The 17,312-nt window shown below is 69.3% G+C and carries 15 protein-coding genes and 1 pseudogene; 10 read left to right on the top strand and 6 right to left on the bottom strand.

Features of this window, described 5'->3' with window-relative positions:
- Positions 1 to 117 precede the first annotated feature (117 nt).
- From ACQHIV_RS32975 to ACQHIV_RS32965, 3 genes are all read left to right on the top strand, one after another.
- Positions 118 to 840, top strand: a complete 723-nt coding sequence (locus tag ACQHIV_RS32975) for a hypothetical protein (protein WP_427887890.1) — start codon at positions 118 to 120, stop codon at positions 838 to 840.
- Between the two features lie 54 nt (positions 841 to 894).
- Positions 895 to 1,371, top strand: a complete 477-nt coding sequence (locus tag ACQHIV_RS32970) for a hypothetical protein (RefSeq protein ID WP_427887888.1) — start codon at positions 895 to 897, stop codon at positions 1,369 to 1,371.
- Positions 1,372 to 1,471: 100 nt separating this feature from the next.
- A complete protein-coding gene (locus tag ACQHIV_RS32965; RefSeq protein WP_427887886.1) occupies positions 1,472 to 2,197 on the top strand; it encodes a hypothetical protein in 726 nt (241 codons plus the stop codon).
- 127 nt (positions 2,198 to 2,324) lie between these two features.
- On the opposite strand, the gene ACQHIV_RS32960 is transcribed toward ACQHIV_RS32965, so the two are convergent.
- Entirely contained in the window at positions 2,325 to 3,806 is a 1,482-nt protein-coding gene (locus ACQHIV_RS32960; protein ID WP_427887884.1) for a serine/threonine-protein kinase, read from the bottom strand.
- Between the two features lie 94 nt (positions 3,807 to 3,900).
- Between ACQHIV_RS32960 and ACQHIV_RS32955 the strand changes: the two genes are divergently transcribed.
- The 6 genes and pseudogenes from ACQHIV_RS32955 to ACQHIV_RS32930 all read left to right on the top strand — a co-directional run bounded on the left by ACQHIV_RS32955 (position 3,901) and on the right by ACQHIV_RS32930 (position 9,696).
- A complete protein-coding gene (locus tag ACQHIV_RS32955; protein ID WP_427887882.1) occupies positions 3,901 to 4,461 on the top strand; it encodes an RNA polymerase sigma factor in 561 nt (186 codons plus the stop codon).
- 65 nt (positions 4,462 to 4,526) lie between these two features.
- Positions 4,527 to 5,759: an MFS transporter gene (locus tag ACQHIV_RS32950; RefSeq protein WP_427887880.1), complete on the top strand. Its 1,233-nt coding sequence runs from the start codon at positions 4,527 to 4,529 to the stop codon at positions 5,757 to 5,759.
- 27 nt (positions 5,760 to 5,786) lie between these two features.
- Entirely contained in the window at positions 5,787 to 6,791 is a 1,005-nt protein-coding gene (dhaK, locus tag ACQHIV_RS32945) for a dihydroxyacetone kinase subunit DhaK (protein WP_427887879.1), read from the top strand.
- The gene (gene dhaL, locus ACQHIV_RS32940) at positions 6,788 to 7,408 is read left to right on the top strand and encodes a dihydroxyacetone kinase subunit DhaL (protein ID WP_427887877.1); all 621 of its coding nucleotides are present in this window, start codon (positions 6,788 to 6,790) and stop codon (positions 7,406 to 7,408) included. The genes dhaK and dhaL overlap by 4 nt, the downstream gene beginning before the upstream one ends.
- Positions 7,405 to 7,812: pseudogene (dhaM, locus tag ACQHIV_RS32935) on the top strand (dihydroxyacetone kinase phosphoryl donor subunit DhaM); the annotation flags it as partial. The gene dhaL and the pseudogene dhaM, both read left to right, overlap by 4 nt.
- A gap of 54 nt (positions 7,813 to 7,866) precedes the next feature.
- Entirely contained in the window at positions 7,867 to 9,696 is a 1,830-nt protein-coding gene (locus ACQHIV_RS32930; protein WP_427896616.1) for an HPr family phosphocarrier protein, read from the top strand.
- Here the strand turns inward: ACQHIV_RS32930 and ACQHIV_RS32925 are convergent.
- The 3 genes from ACQHIV_RS32925 to ACQHIV_RS32915 all read right to left on the bottom strand — a co-directional run bounded on the left by ACQHIV_RS32925 (position 9,675) and on the right by ACQHIV_RS32915 (position 13,395).
- Positions 9,675 to 10,325: a hypothetical protein gene (locus ACQHIV_RS32925; protein ID WP_427887875.1), complete on the bottom strand. Its 651-nt coding sequence runs from the start codon at positions 10,323 to 10,325 to the stop codon at positions 9,675 to 9,677. The two genes, ACQHIV_RS32930 and ACQHIV_RS32925, sit on opposite strands and share 22 nt — an antisense overlap.
- On the bottom strand, positions 10,322 to 10,864 hold the full coding sequence (locus tag ACQHIV_RS32920; protein WP_427887873.1) for a GNAT family N-acetyltransferase: 543 nt from the start codon (positions 10,862 to 10,864) through the stop codon (positions 10,322 to 10,324). Before ACQHIV_RS32920 ends, ACQHIV_RS32925 begins: the two co-directional genes overlap by 4 nt.
- 113 nt (positions 10,865 to 10,977) lie before the next feature.
- The gene (locus ACQHIV_RS32915) at positions 10,978 to 13,395 is read right to left on the bottom strand and encodes a beta-L-arabinofuranosidase domain-containing protein (protein ID WP_427887872.1); all 2,418 of its coding nucleotides are present in this window, start codon (positions 13,393 to 13,395) and stop codon (positions 10,978 to 10,980) included.
- 128 nt (positions 13,396 to 13,523) lie between these two features.
- Between ACQHIV_RS32915 and ACQHIV_RS32910 the strand changes: the two genes are divergently transcribed.
- Complete coding sequence (locus ACQHIV_RS32910; protein WP_427887870.1) at positions 13,524 to 14,507, top strand: LacI family DNA-binding transcriptional regulator; 984 nt, start codon at positions 13,524 to 13,526, stop codon at positions 14,505 to 14,507.
- Here the strand turns inward: ACQHIV_RS32910 and ACQHIV_RS32905 are convergent.
- Together ACQHIV_RS32905 and purL are read right to left on the bottom strand one after the other, a co-directional pair.
- Positions 14,496 to 14,993: a DUF1707 SHOCT-like domain-containing protein gene (locus ACQHIV_RS32905; protein ID WP_427887868.1), complete on the bottom strand. Its 498-nt coding sequence runs from the start codon at positions 14,991 to 14,993 to the stop codon at positions 14,496 to 14,498. The two genes, ACQHIV_RS32910 and ACQHIV_RS32905, sit on opposite strands and share 12 nt — an antisense overlap.
- A 45-nt stretch (positions 14,994 to 15,038) precedes the next feature.
- Positions 15,039 to 17,312 (bottom strand): phosphoribosylformylglycinamidine synthase subunit PurL, encoded by a 2,274-nt coding sequence (gene purL, locus ACQHIV_RS32900; RefSeq protein ID WP_427887867.1) that lies wholly within the window; start codon positions 17,310 to 17,312, stop codon positions 15,039 to 15,041.

The following is a 17,312-nucleotide window of genomic DNA, read 5'->3' as shown; positions in this document are numbered from 1 at the left end:
GGTCGCCTGAGAAGATGGGCCCGTGCCCGCGACCGCCTTCCCGCATCCGGCCGGTACGACGCGCGTCGTACCGCGGCCCGGCGAGTCCGTGACGCCCACGAGCGGACCGGTGCAGGCGTGAGACGAGCCCTCCTGGTCGGCCTGCTGTTGCTGGCCTTGGCCCTCGGCATCGGCGGCGGCTACTACGCCGGCGACCGCTGGGACGATCCCGAACCCACTACCACCGGTGCCGCCAACCCCCTGGGCGAGATCTCCCCGTCGCCGACTCCCTCCCAAACCCCGACAGAGCCTCCGCTCCCCGTCAAAACCCCCAGCCCGAGCAACCTGGACCCGCTCCAGCCCGGCCTGGACTACGCGAACCGCACCTTCACGGTCCACCCCGACCCCGACCAGCCCGTTCAGCTCTCGGTCAAGGTCCCCAAAGGTTGGGGTCTGACGCGGGACGCGAAGCATCCCGACGAGGTCAAGTTCCTGGACGACCTCAAACAACGTGCGGTGCGGGTCCAATCCGTCCCAACGGCTCAGCAGAAGACCCCCGCGGAGGCGTTGTCGCAGCTCGTCATCAACCTGCGGACGAGCCAGCCGCCACAGAACGACGTACAGATCCTCGACCAGAAGCCCGGCACGATCACCGGCGACGACGGTGAGACCCGGTCGGTCGCCACACTCACCTACACGTACATCCCGAGCGACATTCTGCGGTACGTGATCGTCCGCTTCATCGCGACCAATGGCAAGCTCGGCAACATCTCGATGAGCATCACCGGAATCCCCGCCGACGCTCCCGCCCTCGCGGAGATACTCGAGAAGGCCTCCAGTTCGGTCAGCGAGACCGGCTAGGCCCCCGGTCCCGCAGTAGGCTGACGCGCCGCCCAAAGATCTGGAGACCTCACAGTGATCCTTCGCATCGCCGCACTCGCCCTGGCCATGGCGCTGATCCCCGCACCAGCCGGTGCGAAGGTCGCAGTCACACAGTCCTGCAGCGAGAATGTCCCACCGGTCGCTACCGCGCCGCTCACCGCCGTCCGGGGCGGCGCAGTTCGGGGTCGTGTCGAACTGCACCGCGACACCTGCCATCAGTACTGGGCCTACTTGAAGCTCAACGCGCCGGTCCCCGACATGGATTCACGAGCCACCGCGGTCCTTGTCGTCTGGGAGGACGGCATCCAGCAGCCTGGGTACACGTGCAACTCGACAGGCGGCAACGGGTACATCGTGACCGGTCAGACCAGTTGCCGGACGGGGAAGGTCTCGTGGGTCCTGATCGACGGCTTCCAGGCGACCGCGCACTACGACACCCGCGTTGACGACGGCCAGCCGTGGTACGGCATCGCAACCGGCCGGACCGTAAAGGTTCCGGGCAGCCTCTAACTCCACCGGAGTTGCGGGTTTCACGGAATTGTTACCTGCGCGGTGCAACCTGAGCGGGGGCTGAGGTGTCTTTGAGTGTAGGACTGGGGGAGGTGCGTGGGTGGTGCGGAACGTGTCTCGACGTGCGTTGCTCGGCGCGGGCTTACTCACCCTGGCCGGCGTCGGGGGCGCCGGCGGGTATGGCGCCGGCCTGTTCCTGACGGCTGAACCCAGCCAGGCCGGCACGGCCGCACCACTTCCGATGGGATCCGGCGGCGTATCGCCGTCGCCCACCGCCAGCCCGACCCCGACGCCCCGCAAGGTCACCTACGACAACTCGCCGGCGTTGAAGCCGGCCGATCTCAGCTACCGTAGCCAGACCTTCGACGTGCGAGCCGTGCTCAAGTCGCGGATCACGGTACGGGTACCGGACGGCTGGGGATTCACGCAGCCGGACCCGCCGACGATCGGGCGGTTCACCGACCCGACCGGCAAGCGATGGCTCCGGGTCGAGGGCGGCTTCACGATCAAACGCCCGCCGGCCGCCTCGATGGAGATCAGGCTCGCGCAACTGAAGCGCCTGTCGGCAAACCAGATGTTCCAACTGCTCTCGCAGCGTGTGGACAAGGACTACGCCACGATCGCTTACACGTACGTGCCGCCGCCTGAGCAGTCGCCAGATGCGGTGCTGCGATACGTCATCGTGCGCTGGGTCGCGAACGACAGTGGAAACTGTGCCATCGAGATGGGTTCTACCGGGCTTCCCCAGGATCAGGACGCGTTGATGGATGTGCTGGAGCACGCTACGAGGAGCGTTCAGCGCAAGGACACTCCGCTGAATTCCTAGGCCGTCAGTCGACGGGCCACATGGTGCGGAAGATGGTGGAACGGATCCGGTAGAAGCTGCGGCGTACGGACTGGATCAGGGCCGGCGAAGGCCGAAGCCGTTCGGTCGGGAAACGCATGGGGACGTCCTAGGGGGTGTACTGCACCGTGTCAGCGATCTCGGTGGCACGCACCTGGTTCGACCCGGGTACGACCACCTGAACGAGTAGCGAGCCGCCGTCCCCGTGATCGACGATTCGCTGGAGCAGCACGATATCCGCATCGAAGCAGCCACTGGAAACCCGGTCCGTGACCGACTGTCCACCGACCGTGTGCGGCAGGGGTGCTCCGACGTTCTGGCACTGCGTGCTGTCCGGCAGCGCCAGCTTGGTGCTGGACACGCCGATGAACACCCCCGGCGTCTGGCCCGACCAGTCCGCATCCTCGCTGACACGGAACGCCGGACCGGTGCCGTTGCCGCCCGGTACGGTCCACGTCGACGAGGCCATCGACTGGGCCCAGGCGCGTGGCAGGTTCACATGGAAGCCCTTGTCACCGACTGCGATCATCTTGCGGCCGGACAGGTACCACTGGCCGCCGTACCCGGCTCCGGCGCCTACCACGAGCGCCAGCAGTGCGGCGACCACCCAACGCCCTCGCCGCCGCTTCTTCTTCGCGGGCTTCTCCGGTACGACCGGTGCCGGCTCAGGCTCTGCCACCTCGGCCGACGGCTCGACGGTCTTCACGACCGTCGGCTGGTTCTCGTCGCTCAGCGCGGTCTTGTCCGCGTCGTCCTCGGGCTCGTCGGCGACCAGGACCGTCTCGCGCTCGGCGAGGGGGAAGTCGTGGGTGTTTTCGTCGAGGGCGCCGACCAGTTGTTTGGTGAAGGACTGGACGTCCGGCCAGCGCTTCTCGCGGTCGGGGTCCAGGGCGCGGACGATCGCGGCGTCGACCTGTTCCGGTAGCTCGAAGCCGAGGGAGCTTGGTGGCGGGGCCACCTTGACGCGGCTGGCGGCGCCGAGGCCGTCCACCTGGTGTGGGGACCGGCCGGTGAGGGCGGCGTACGCGACGGCGCCCAGCGAGTACTGGTCCGCCCGTTGATCCAGCCGCTCCCCCAGCGCCTGCTCGGGGGCGACGTACGACGGGGTGCCGCCGGGCATGGTGATCCGTGACACCTCGTCGAGCGACTTGCCCAGGCCGAGGTCGGACAGGACGGCCCGCTCGCCGTCGTCGGTGCTGCGGAACAGGACGTTGGCCGGCTTGACGTCGCGGTGCAGCAGCCCGCGTCGGTGCAGGGCCTGCAGGCCGCGGCCGACCTGGACGACCACGTCGACCGCCTCGGGCAGCGGCAGCGGCTTCTGCTTCAGGCGGTCCGCCAGCGTGCCGCGGTCGGCGTACGTGAGCACCAGGAACGGGCGGCCGTCCTCCAGTTCGCCGACGTCGTGCACCTGGACGACGTGCTCGGACTCGACCCGGCGGAGGAACCGGCCCTCCTCCAGGAACCGCTTCCGGACCGAGTCGTCGTGGCCCCAGTTGTCGGCCAGCACCTTGATCGCCACCTCGGCGTCGAGCTGCTCGTCATGGGCCAGCCACACCGTCGCGAAACCGCCTGAGCCCAGGCGTCGGCGCACGACGTACCGACCGAGTCTGGTTGGGACCCCCATACAAGGCATTATGGAGTATTGGAGTGTCCTTACCTGGGGCCCATCGAGAGCAAAGGCGCAGATGAGCGAGAGCACCAGCCCGACGGACGACCTTGCCACCCTCGCGGAGCAGGCACAGGCGGGCGACAAGAACGCGATGGACGACCTGCTGCGGCAGGTGCATCCGCGCGTCCTGCGGATCTGCCGGAGCGTCCTGCCGTACTCCGCCGACGCGGAGGACGCGGCGCAGGAGGCCCTGCTGAACATCGCGACCAAGATCAACACCTACTCCGGTCGCAGCAGCTTCTCCACCTGGGTGCACTCCGTCGCGGCCAACTCCGCCCGCTCGACGTACCGCAAGCTCAAGCGCGCCGCCCAGGCCGCGCACAACCCCGAGCAGATGGAGAAGCCGGACCCCCGCACCACGAGCGTGATCGCCGGCACCCGGCTGGACCTCCTGGAGGCGCTCGAGACCCTCGAGCGGGACCGTCCGCAGATGGTCACCCCGTTGGTACTGCGCGACGTGTACGGGCTGTCGTACGAGGAGATCGCCGCCGAGGTCGGCGCCCCGCTCGGCACGGTCAAGTCCCGGATCCACGACGCCCGCGAGGTCGTCCGCCCGCTGCTGCGACCCAAGGACTGATTTGCATTAACGTGCAATGCATCAGACCTGATATGTGAGCCTGATGCAGGCATACTCTCCCGGTTATGTCCGCCCGGGGGTTGCTGCACAACGGTGATTATCTGAAGTTGCTGACCGGTCAAACGGTCAGCTCGCTGGGCTCCGCGATGAGCTCGTTCGTGTTCACGCTGCTCGGCCTGGCCATCACCGGCTCCCCGGTGCAGGCCGGCCTGGTCGGTACGGCGTCCTCGCTCGGCACGATCCTGGTCGCGCTGCCCGGCGGCGCGCTCGCCGACCGGTGGAGCCGGCGCCGGATCCTGATCGGGTACACGTTCCTCGGCGCGTTCCTGTTCGGCTCGGTCGCCGTCGCCGCCTGGCTCGGCCACCTGACGCTCCCCCACCTGTTGCTGGTCGGCCTGCTGAACGGCGCCGGCTACGCGCTGTTCATGCCCGCCGAGAGCGCCGCGCTGCGCGAGATCGTCGCGCCCGAGGACATCAGTACGGCGCTCGCCGCGTCACACGGCCGAGCGAACGTGGCGGGCCTGGCCGGCGCACCGCTCGGCGGCCTGCTGTTCTCGATCGGGCGCGCCATCCCGGTCGCCGCGGACGCGATCTCGTACCTGGTGATGGCGATCATGCTGACGACGATCCGGCACCCGCTGCCGGCCGCGCAGCCCGCGGGCGAGGCACCCGAGCCGATCCTGAAGGCGATCCGGTCCGGGCTGGCCTGGCTGTTCCGCCAGCGCGACCTGCGGACCATCGCCGTCACCGCGACGCTGCTCAACTTCGCCGCGAACGGCACGATCCTGGTGCTGATCCTGAGCATGCAGCAACGCGGCGTACGGCCGTCCGTGATCGGGTTGCTGGAGACCGCGATGGGGGTCGGCGGCCTGCTCGGGGCGTTCGCGGCACCGCGGCTGCTGGCGAAGTACAGCACCGGGAAGATCACCATCGTCGGCTCCTGGGTCATCACCGTGACGTTCGCGGCGACGGCCGCCAGCACGCGTCCCGCCGTGCTGATCGCGCTGCCGGCGCTCGCCGTGTTCCTGCTGCCCGCGCTGAACTCGGGCCTGTTCGGCTACCAGATGCTGATCACCCCGAACAAGCTGCAGGGCCGGGCGCAGAGCGCGTTCATGTTCATGTCGAACGGCGCGGCCCCGCTGGCGCCGTTCCTCGGCGGCGTCTTCCTCGGCACGCTCGGCGCCCGGAACGCGCTGCTGCTCTTCGCGGCGCTGCTCGCGGTAGGCGCCGTACTGCTCACCGTGAGCCGGTCGATCCGGTCGATCCCGCTGCTTTCGGACGTGGAGGCCCTCCCGTAGGCGGCGCTCGTGTGCTCAGATGGATCCATGAAGAAGCTCATCAACGACCCTGCCGATGTTGTGAGTGAGGCGCTGCGCGGGATGGCGGCGGCGCATCCGGACCGGCTCCGGGTGGACCTGGAGAACCGGATCGTCTACCGCAAGGACGCGCCGCGGCCCGGGAAGGTCGGGCTGATCTCAGGCGGCGGCTCCGGGCACGAGCCGATGCACGGCGGCTTCGTCGGGGCCGGGATGCTGGACGCGGCCTGCGCGGGCGAGGTGTTCACCTCCCCGGTGCCGGACCAGATGATGGCCGCGACGAAGGCCGTCGACGCCGGTGCCGGCGTACTGCACATCGTGAAGAACTACACCGGCGACGTGATGAACTTCGAGATGGCCGCCGAACTGGCCGCGGCCGACGCCGGGACCGAGGTGCTGTCGGTGGTGACGAACGACGACGTCGCCGTCCAGGACAGCCTCTACACCGCGGGCCGCCGCGGCGTCGGCGTCACCGTACTGCTGGAGAAGATCGTCGGCGCCGCCGCCGAGGAGGGCCGCCCGCTGCAGGAGGTCGCGGACCTGGCCAAGCGGGTCAACGACAACGGCCGCAGCATGGGGATGGCGCTCACGTCCTGCACGGTCCCGGCCGCGGGCAAGCCGACGTTCGAACTCGCCGAGAACGAGATGGAGGTCGGCATCGGCATCCACGGCGAGCCCGGCCGGCAACGCCTCCCGCTCGCCCCGGCGCGCGAGATCGCCGAGCTGCTCGTCGACCCGGTGGTCACCGATCTGCCTTACAGCCAAGGCGATTCGGTGATCGCGTTCGTGAACGGCATGGGCGGTACGCCGCTGATCGAGCTGTACGTGATGTACAACGAGATCGCCCAGCTCCTCGACCGGGCCGGCATCACCGTCGCCCGTTCGCTGGTCGGCAACTACATCACCTCGCTCGAGATGGCCGGCTGCTCGGTCACCCTCCTCAAGGTGGACGACGAACTGGTACGCCTCTGGGACGCCCCGGTGAACACCCCCGGCCTACGGTGGGGTGCATGAGCGTCGAGAACTTCGTCAACTGGATGCGGGACGTCGCGCAGGTGCTGCACGAGAACGCGGCGTACCTGACCGAGCTGGATTCGGCGATCGGGGACGCGGATCACGGAGCCAACATGGACCGTGGGTTCCAGGCGGTCGTCGAGGTGCTGGACGGTGCGTCGTTCGGGTCGGCCGACGAGTTGCTGAAGAAGGCCGGGATGACGTTGGTCAGCAAGGTCGGCGGGGCCAGCGGGCCGTTGTACGGGACGTTCTTCCTGCGGTTCGGGACCGCATTGGCGGGGGTCGACCTGACGCCGGAGGCGATCGGGAAGGCGCTGCACGCCGGGGTCGAGGGGGTGCTGGCCCGCGGCAAGGCGGAGCTCGGCGACAAGACCATGTACGACGCGTGGGCGCCGGCGTTGACGGCGTACGACGACGCCGTGGCCGGCGGCGCGGATCTGGGTGCGGCGCTGAACGCCGCGGCAGAGGCGGCCGCGAAGGGGCGGGACGGGACCATACCGCTGGTGGCGCGCAAGGGGCGGGCCAGCTACCTCGGTGAGCGCAGCGCCGGGCATCAGGATCCGGGGGCGACCAGTACGACACTGATCTTGGAGTCCGCGGCGCGCACGCTGTCATGATCGGGATCGTGGTGGTGTCGCACAGCCGGGCGCTCGCGGACGCGGCGGTCGGGCTGGCGGCGGAGATGGTTGCCGAGGACAAGCGTCCGGTGATCGCGGTGGCGGCAGGGCTGGACGCGACGACGTTCGGGACCGACGCGATGGCGGTTGCGGACGCGCTCGGGGTGGCGGACAGCGCGGACGGCGTACTCGTACTGCTGGATCTCGGGTCGGCGGCGCTGAGCGCGGAGATGGCGCTGGAGTTTGTCGATCCCTCGGTCGCGGACCATGTCCGGCTGACGAGCGCTCCGCTGGTCGAGGGGCTGGTGGCGGCGGTGGTGACGGCGTCCACAGGCGCTTCGCTGGACGCGGTTGCTGCCGAGGCGGCGCGGGGGTTGGCTGGTAAGCAGGACCATCTCGGGGATGCGGCGCCGGTTGAGGCCGGGCCGGTTGCTGCGGCTGATCACACCGTTGAGGTCATGGTCGGCAACGAGCACGGGTTGCATGCGCGGCCGGCGGCCCGATTGGTTGGTTTGGTCAACGGGTTTGACGCCGTGGTCACGCTGACCGATCTGGACACCGGGAAAGGGCCGGTGGATGCGGGCAGTTTGAGTATGGTCGCGACATTGAACGCCCAGCAGGGGCACCGGTTGCGGGTGGGTGCCAGCGGGGCGCAGGCGGCCGAGGTGCTGGCGGCCGTTGAAGAACTTGCGGCTGACAACTTCGGTGACGTGGCAGTGGCTCCCTTGACAGGTGGGTCTGGTCTGGATATGGCGATCGGGCCGGCCGTGATTGTCGATGCCGCGGTTGATCTCAGTGGTTATGTTGCTGGGAACAACGAAAACGGTCGGCTGGAGGATGCGGTTCGAGTTGCCGGCGGTGAGCTGCGGGCGTTGGCCGACGGTGGCGGGATCTTCGAGGCGCACGTCGCGCTGCTGAACGATCGCACGCTGCTGGCGGAGGTCCGCGCGGCGATCGCGGACGGTACGTCGGCGCCGGTCGCATGGAAGCAGACGTACGACGGGTTGGCCGCCACCTTCGAGGCGTTGGACGACCCGTACCAGCAGGAACGCGCCCAGGACGTCCGTGCCGTGCGGGACCGCGTGCTGCGGTTGCTGGTCGGCGTGGCGGAGCAGGCAGCCGCCAACGGAATCCTCATCGTGCCCGAGCTGGACGCGGCGACCGCTGCGACGGTTGATGCGACCGCGATCGAAGGCATTGCGGTACGGGCCGCCGGGACGACCGGGCACGGGGTGATCGTGGCGCGGTCTCGTGGGATCCCTTTGGTGACAGGGATCGGGGACGTCGCGGTACGGGCCGGGACCGTGGTCGCGTTCGACGCTCGAACGGGGGTGTTCGACACGTCACCCGACGAGGCCGCGGTACGTGCCACGATCGCCGAGCGGCTGGGTGAGCGCGAGCGGGCGATCGCGGACGCGGACGCGCCGGCCACGACGCGCGACGGCCGCACCGTCGACGTACTGGTGAATGTCGGTGTCGTGCAGGACGCCGTGGAAGTGCGGGGCGCGGACGGGTCGGGGCTGGTGCGGACCGAGGTGCTGTTCGGGGACCGGCGTACGGCGCCGAGCGTCGACGAGCAGGCCGAGGTGTTTCTCCGGATCGCCCGGGCGCTCGGGAACAAGCCGATCACGATCCGCACCTGGGACATCGGCGGCGACAAGCCGCTCCCGTTCCTCCCGCAGGAGCACGAGCCGAACCCGTTCCTCGGCGAACGCGGGCTGCGGGTGTTCCGCCGCCGGCCGGAGCTGCTCCGCGATCAGCTCGCGGCGATCCGGCGGACGGCGGCCGAGACGCCGGTGCACGTGATGTTCCCGATGGTGACGACCGCCGACGAGGTCGACTGGGCGCTGCAGGAGCTCGGGCCGCGGCACAACCTCGAGGTCGGCATCATGGTCGAGGTCCCGGCGGCCGCGCTCCGGGTCGCCACGCTCGCGAAGGACCTCGACTTCGTCAGCATCGGCACCAACGACCTCACGCAGTACACGACCGCGGCCGACCGTACCAACGCTGCCGTGGCACCGCTTGCGGACGGGTTGGACCCCGCGGTGCTCCAGCTGATCGACCACGTCGTCCGTACGGCGGGCGTACGCGTGGCCGTTTGCGGTGACCTCGCCAGCGACCCACAGGCCGCCGTACTGCTGGCTGCTCTCGGTGTGACCGAGCTGAGCGCCGTTGGCCCGCAGGTGCCGCTGGTGAAGGCGCAGCTACGGCAGGCCGACCTCAGCCAGGTCGACACTGCCGCGGCTTTGGCTGCCCGGGACGCTGGTCAGGTACGAGGCTTGCTGTAGTAGAGAAGCTCGACCAGGTTGAAGCCTGAGGTGCGCTCAGGCTTCGCGGGGAGGGTGTAGGACTGCCCGGGCTCGAGGTACGTCACGTCTGGGCTCGACAGGTCCAGGTCGATGACAAGAGCGGGGTAGGAGCCCGTACGCCACGTGTAGGACTCACCTGCCTCGGGAGTGACGTGCTGCACGCGTACGTCGTCCTCGTCGACCACGACCTTCGTCGGGATCTCGCCGGTCTGCTCGAAGCCCGCAGCGGCTGTGTCAACCGCGGCGTACGGCTCGCCTGAGGCCTCCTCGCCCAGGTCGAGCACCTCGATGAGGCGGTTGAGGTACAGCGCGTCGCCGTCATTGGTGAGCATGTGGACCGGCGACACGGGCCGGTAGACCGAACCGCCGACCGTCTCGCTCAGGTGGCGGGCAGGGCTGCCGTCCAGCCAGTCCATGTGACACGGCGACGTCGACAGGCACAGGACGACGTACGGGTTGTGGTGCAGGTGCCAGCCCTGCGCCGTACCGGGCTGCAGCTCCACCTCCCAGACACGCACCCGTGAGTTCTTCAGCAGCACGCGGGTGCCGATCTCACCGAGCACGACCTCCGTGCCGTCCGGTGCGGTGACAGTAGTACCTGCGGTCATGCGTTCTCCTCGATCGGTCGTTCCATCGCGACGCCGGGGAGCAGGGTCCCGTCCGGCATCGGTAGCTGGGCGTCTTCCACCTCGGTGAAGCCGTAGGCCTTGTAGAGCGGTACGCCGGGCAGCGTCGCCATCAGGGCGAGCCTGGTGAACCCTTCCGCGCGGGCAGCCTCCGTACAGGCGGTAAGAATCGCCCGTCCGAGTCCCCGGCGGGTCCAGTCCGCCCGTACGAACATCGCCCGGATCCGGGCCGGCTCGGTCGCCGGATCGAGCAGCCGGGTGTCGGCTCCCGCCGTACTGGCGTTGAAGAGCTTGTTCCGCCGGCTCCACCCGCCGCACGCGACGACCTCTCCGGCCGCCTCCAGCACGTAGTAGGTGCCGTCGTCGATCAGGGCGGTGTCCAGCGTGGTGATGTGCTCGGCCGCACTGGCCGTCTGCACGGCGTCGTAGTACGCCGGGAACTGCGTCTCCACCGCCGCCCGGGCCAACGCGGCCACCGCAGGCCCATCCCCCACCACAGCCAACCGCAACACAGGCTCCACGCCCACAGACTATCTGTGGTGTCGTCAGCCCCGGTGACCTCTTGTGGCCCAGAACCAGGCGAGGTAGTTCCAGACCAGGGCGCCCTGTCCGGTGAGGAGGTGCCGGCGGGTGGTCAGTCGAATGTCAGAAGCAGCAAGCCTCCTGAGTACGTCGGACGTAGGACAGCCTCCACGCGGACGTGCTGGGCGCGTACTGGCGTGAACGACGTGTTGTTGGGCTGATCGACTGCAACGCCGTACGGGGTGGTGTTGCCGACCGGGCGCCACGTGTCCCCGTCGAGCCACAGGGCCCGCCAGGACTGCGGTACGCGGCACAGGCCGGAGCCGGTGTCGTCGTACCAGTACGCGGAGACGCTCGACAGCTCCCGCACCTCGCGTAGGTCGTACTCGATCCACTCCGTCGTCCCGCGACGGTCCCACCAGGTGAAGCGCGGAATCGACGTGTCCGCGGAGGACTCCGGCGTACGGCCGGAGTCTGGCGCCTCCAGCGAGTCCCCGTCGTTCACGTGCGACGCGGTGATCCGCGTGCGGTAGAACCACTCCTCGCCCTGCGCAGACACCTGCGGGAACGACGTGACCCTCAGCCGGGCCGCCCCCATCGGTATGAGCGTCACGGTCTCCACAGGCTGCTCTGACAGCGCAGGGCTCTGCTGCAGCAGCCCTACGACATCCTCGGTGTCCGTTTCCCACTGCGGGATCCGTCGAGCCTGCGTGGTGAGTGCCAGCGGTACGCCGTCCTGTGTGAACGGGTCGCCACCGCCCTCCCGTCGTACGACGTCGAACGAGGCGCCTGCGACGAGACCGTAGTTCCACGGGGATTCCGGGTACACGGACAGCTCCGGCCACGCCTCAGTGCCGCCGATGCGCTCGTACCGCTCGTCGATCTGCAAGGAATACGTCAGCGGGCCGCGGTCGACCGACACCGAGTCGTGGTTGTCGTTCCAGACGCGGGTGGTTGTCCGCATCGGCAGCGTGAGCTCAACGCGGTCACCCGGATGCCAGGTGCGCTCTACCTTCATCCAGTCGCCAGTAGTACGCACCTGCTCCCCGTTGACCTTCACCGACGCGCCCTGCGCCCAGCCGGGACGCCTTAGGTACAAGGGGAAACGCACCGGCCGCTTTGACTCCACCGTGAAGCTAATGGTGTCCGAGAACGGGTACTCGGTGTCCTGTACGACGGACACGGTCTCACCCGCTCCAACCGTCGCGGTCACCTTGCTGGCGGCGTACATCGACGCGGCCAGACCGTTGTCCGTCGTAGCCAGCCACAGCTCCTGCACGTAGTACGGCCAGCCCATGCCGTAGTTGTGCGGGCAGCACCGGTACTGGTGTACGCCGTACTTGTAAGAACCCATCGGGAACGCGTTCTGGAACTGCCCATGCTTCGGCCGGTCGTCGAGCTGCACGCTGTTCGCACAGGTGATGTAGTGCATCACCTGCTGCCGCGGGTCGTACGACGCCGGCAGCGAGTTGAACGCGAGCTCCTCGCACCTGTCCGTCCACGCGACGTCGCCGGTGAACCGGGTGAGCAGCTCGAAGCTGTGCATCAGCTCCACGATCCCGCACGTCTCGAACCCCTGCCGCGGGTCGCCGAACCCGGGCCGCGAGTTCTCGTCCCCGGCGTACCCACCGCCCGGGAACTGCCCGTACAGGCCCATGACCGTCGCATAGTTCCGGTACGTCGCCTCCCGGTGCTTGGCGTCCCCGGACAGCAGCCAGTACTGCAACGGCTCCCGGAAACCCTGCGCCAGGTTGACGTTGTGCCACGTAGGGATGCCGTTGACGTAGTCCGCGGACCCGTTGTGCATCTTGGTCACCAGGTCGAGCAACCACTGCTCACCGGTGCGGTTGTACAGCCAGTACGCACTGTCGATGTTGTCGCCCCAGCGGAACGCACCCCACGACCGGTTGAACACCTCCGGCGGCTGCGTGTTCTGGAAGCGCAAGTACTTCGTCATGAACGGAATGACCCGCTCGTCGCCGGAGTACTCGTACCAGGACCGGAACGCCGCCAGCAGCGGCATCCCCGGCCAGAAGTCGGGGCCGTTCTCCAGCGACGTCCGCAACCGCTCCGGACCGAACCACCCGTCAGCAGCCTGTGTCGCGAGGATCCCGTCCATCCACCGCTGTGTCCTGGTCAGTACGCCGGTGTCGCCGGTGACGTAGCCGAGGTCGCCGAACCCGCGCAGCCAGTACGGCAGCTCCTCCCACGCACCCAGCGCCGGGTCGACCCAGCCGTTCGTGTCGTAGACCAGGAAGTCCGAGATCTCGTCGTACCGCCCGCAGAGCCCGTTGACCTGCAGGTCGAGCTGTTGCGCGAGCCAGCCGCGGGGCTCGATCGCGCCGGGCGGGAGCTTCTGGAACGGGACAGGGCGCAGCGGAGCGCGTTGCGGGACGTAATGCCCGCCGCGGCTCGCGGGCGGACCGGACGGAGGAGCGGCGGTCGCGGAACTCGTCACGAGCACCGCCGCGGCGAGAGAGACACCGAGGAAGTCACGTCGGGGCAGTCCTTCGGGAAGGGGTTCGGACATGGGCGGACCTTTCGGGTGACGGGGGCGGACATCACACCGACGGAAAAACGGCACACGTTTTCCGTCATTGACAACGTAGGTCTCAGCTACGCTTCGACGCAAGACGGAAAGACCAGGAGGATGACAGGATGAGGCCGCCGGCAGTGCGCATGGTGGATGTTGCCGCGCTCGCGGGGGTGTCCGCCGGGACCGCGTCCAAGGCGCTCAACAACACCGGCCAGTTGAGCCAGGAAACCCGTGACCGGGTGCGGCAGGCCGCCGCGAAGCTCGGGTTCACCCCGGACAGCCGGGGCCGCGCGCTGTCCTCGGGACGCACCTACACGGTCGCGCTGGTGACCACCGACAGCACCGGCCGGTTCAGCATCCCGATCATGCGCGGCGTCGAGGACGTGCTCAGCGCCGGTCAGCTCGCGACCGTGCTGTGCGACACTCGCGACGACCCGCTGCGCGAGCTGACGTACCTGCGCTCGATGGTCGCCCGCGGCGTCGACGGCTTCGTCGTCACGGGCCGTCGGACCGAGCCGCGGCCGCCGATCGACGTACCGCTTCCGGTCGTCTACGCGCTCGCACCCTCCAGTAACCCCGAGGACGCCTCGGTGATCGTCGACGACGCGGGCGGGATGACGGCCGCGATCACGCACCTGCTCGGCCTCGGCCGGCAGCGGATCGCGCACATCACCGGGCCCAGCAACCACCGCTCCGCCACGGCCCGCGCCGAGGCGGTCGTCAGCGCCGCCGGCGACGCCCTGTGCGGCGAGCCGCTGTACGGCGAGTGGAGCGAACGGTGGGGGCGCCAGGCGACGGAGGTCGTACTGCGGCAACGCCCGGACGCGATCAGCTGCGGCAGTGACCAGATCGCCCGCGGCGTCTGCGACCGCCTCCGCGAGCTCGGCCACGCCGTACCCGAGGACATCGCGGTCACCGGCTACGACGACTGGTCGGTGATGGCGATGGCGAGCCGTCCGCCGCTCACCACCGTCGACCCGCGCCTCGAGGACCTCGGCCGCCGCGCCGCCACACTGCTGCTCGAAGGAATCGCCGGCAAACGGCACCACGGCGTACTGGAGCTCCCGGCCCGGCTGATCACCCGGGAGTCGACGCTAGGCGCCTGACTTCTTGCGTTGCTCGTCGCGCTTCGGGCGGGAGGCCCAGCGGTAGGCGAAGAACACCCAGGCGAGTGCGGGCAACCCGAAGATCGCGGCCACGACCTCCCGGCCGAACACCAGGAACAGCAGCCCGGCCAGCGCGAACGGCAACGCCATCCACACCGCGCCGATGAACGCCGCCCAGCGCCACTTCCCCGGCGTCCGCGGCGCGGGCTTGTACAGCGAGGGGGTCGGCAGGCCGGCGAAGATCGGGATCAGGTCGCCGTGCGTGACCGCGTCGTTCAGCAGATCCACCCGCCGGTGCAGCTCGTCCTCGTCCAGCCGGCCGATCGCGAACTGCTCGGCCAGCTCGTCGGTACAGACGTGCCGCTCCTCGTCGGTGAGGCGGATGTTGACCATCCGCCGCCGCGTCGCGACCTCCCGCGCCTCCTGCCCGGCCGCCGTCGCATATCCGATCAGGTCGGCCGGTTTCACCGGTCGCCGCTCCACCATCCGCCTCACCTCACACTCGTCATTCAGAGTGTGCCATCCGGGTGGTCAGCTGAGCGCCGCCGGAAGGGTCGCGGTCCAGGCCTCGCGGAGTTCCGTGAGGGGGAGTTCGAACTGGTCCTGGACGTCGAGCGTGTCGCCGGTGATCACGCCGATCTTGGCGTGCGGGAAGCGGCGGGCGGTGCACATGTCGGTGAACCGCACCTCCTCGGTCCGCGGTACTGCCACGATCGCGCGCCCCGCCGACTCCGCGAACAGGAACAGGAACGGGTCCAGCCCGTCCGGCGCCCACACCCGCGCGCCCACCCCGCCGCGCAGCGCCGACTCGGCCAGCGTCTGCGCGACACCGCCGTCGCTGACGTCGTGGGCCGCGTCGATCAGCCCGTCCCGGGACGCGTTGATCAGGATGTCGGCGAGCTGCTTCTCTGCCGCCAGGTCCACCGCCGGCGGCCGCCCGCCGAGGTGCCCGTGGACGACGTGCGCCCACTCGGACCCGGACAGCTCGTCCTCCGTCGTCCCCAGCAGGTACAGCTGGTGGCCTTCCATCTCCGCGGTGAACCCGATCGGCGTACGCCGGGTCACGTCATCGATCACGCCCAGCACACCCACGACCGGGGTCGGCAGGATCGGCGTCTCGCCGGTCTGGTTGTAGAACGACACGTTCCCGCCGGTGACCGGCATGCCGAGCTCCTTGCAGGCGTCGACCAGCCCGCGGATCGCCTCGACGAACTGCCACATCACGGCCGGGTCCTCGGGCGAGCCGAAGTTCAGGCAGTCGGTGACCGCGACCGGCCGGGCGCCGGTGGTCGCGACGTTCCGGTACGACTCGGCCAGCGCCAGCTTCGCGCCGGTGTACGGGTCGAGCTTGGCGAACCGGCCGTTGCAGTCGGTGGACACCGCGACGCCGAGGCCGCTGGTCTCGTCGACCCGGATCATCCCGCTGTCCTCGGGCTGCGCGAGCACCGAGTTGCCGAGCACGTACCGGTCGTACTGGTCGGTCACCCAGGACTTGTCGCACAGGTTCGGCGACGCGACCAGCTTCAGCAGGGTGTCCCGCAGCTCCGCGCCACTGCTTGCCCGCGGCAACTTCTCGGCGCCGTCGGCCTGCAGCTCGTCCTGCCAGGCCGGCCGCTCGTACGGACGGTCGTAGACGGGGCCCTCGTGCGCGACGGTCCGCGGCGGTACGTCGACCACCCGCTCGCCGTGCCAGTCGATCTCCAGCCGGTTGGTGTCGGTGACCTCGCCGATCACGTCCGCCTGAACGTCCCACTTGGCGCAGATCTTCAGGAACGCCTCGACGTTGTCCGGCGTCACCACGGCCATCATCCGTTCCTGCGACTCGCTCATCAGGATCTCTTCCGGGGCGAGCGACGCGTCCCGCAGCGGCACCTTGTCGAGCGAGACGTGCATGCCGCCGTCACCGGCGCTGGCCAGCTCGGACGTCGCACAGGACAGGCCCGCGCCGCCGAGGTCCTGGATGCCCTCGACCACGTTCGCCTGGAAGAGCTCGAGCGTGCACTCGATCAGCAGCTTCTCCATGAACGGGTCGCCCACCTGGACGGCCGGGCGCTTGGTCGGGCCGCCGTCCGCGAACGTCTCCGACGCCAGCACGGACACGCCGCCGATGCCGTCGCCGCCGGTCTTCGCACCGTACAGGATGATCTGGTTGCCGAGGCCGGTCGCGTTCGCGAGGTGCAGGTCCTCGTGCCGCATGACGCCGATGCAGAGCGCGTTCACCAGCGGGTTCCCGGCGTACGTCGGGTCGAAGACGACCTCGCCGCCGACGTTCGGCAGGCCGAGGCTGTTGCCGTAGCCGCCGACCCCGGACACGATCCCGGGCAGCACGCGCCTGGTGTCCGGCGCGTCCAGCGGGCCGAACCGCAGCGGGTCCATCACCGCGACCGGGCGGGCGCCCATCGCGAGGATGTCGCGGACGATGCCGCCGACCCCGGTGGCCGCGCCCTGGTACGGCTCGACGTACGACGGGTGGTTGTGCGACTCGACCTTGAACGTGACGGCGTACCCCTCGCCGATGTCGATGACGCCGGCGTTCTCACCGATACCGGCCAGCATCTTCCCGGCCGGGGTCTCCTGCGGGATCTCGCCGAACTTGCGCAGGTGCACCTTGGACGACTTGTACGAGCAGTGCTCGCTCCACATCACCGAGTACATCGCCAGCTCACAGCTGGTGGGGCGCCGGCCCAGGATGTCCCGGATCCGCTGGTACTCGTCCGGCTTGAGGCCGAGCTCGGCCCAGGGCTGCTCGACGTCGGGGGTGCCGGTGGCGTTGCTAACGGTGTCGCTGTGAAATTCCGGGGACAC

The organism is Kribbella polygonati, from assembly GCF_050320105.1.
Classification (GTDB): Bacteria; Actinomycetota; Actinomycetes; order Propionibacteriales; family Kribbellaceae; genus Kribbella.
Note: the sequence above shows the minus strand (reverse complement) of the source record. Positions and strands in the feature narration are given on the sequence as shown.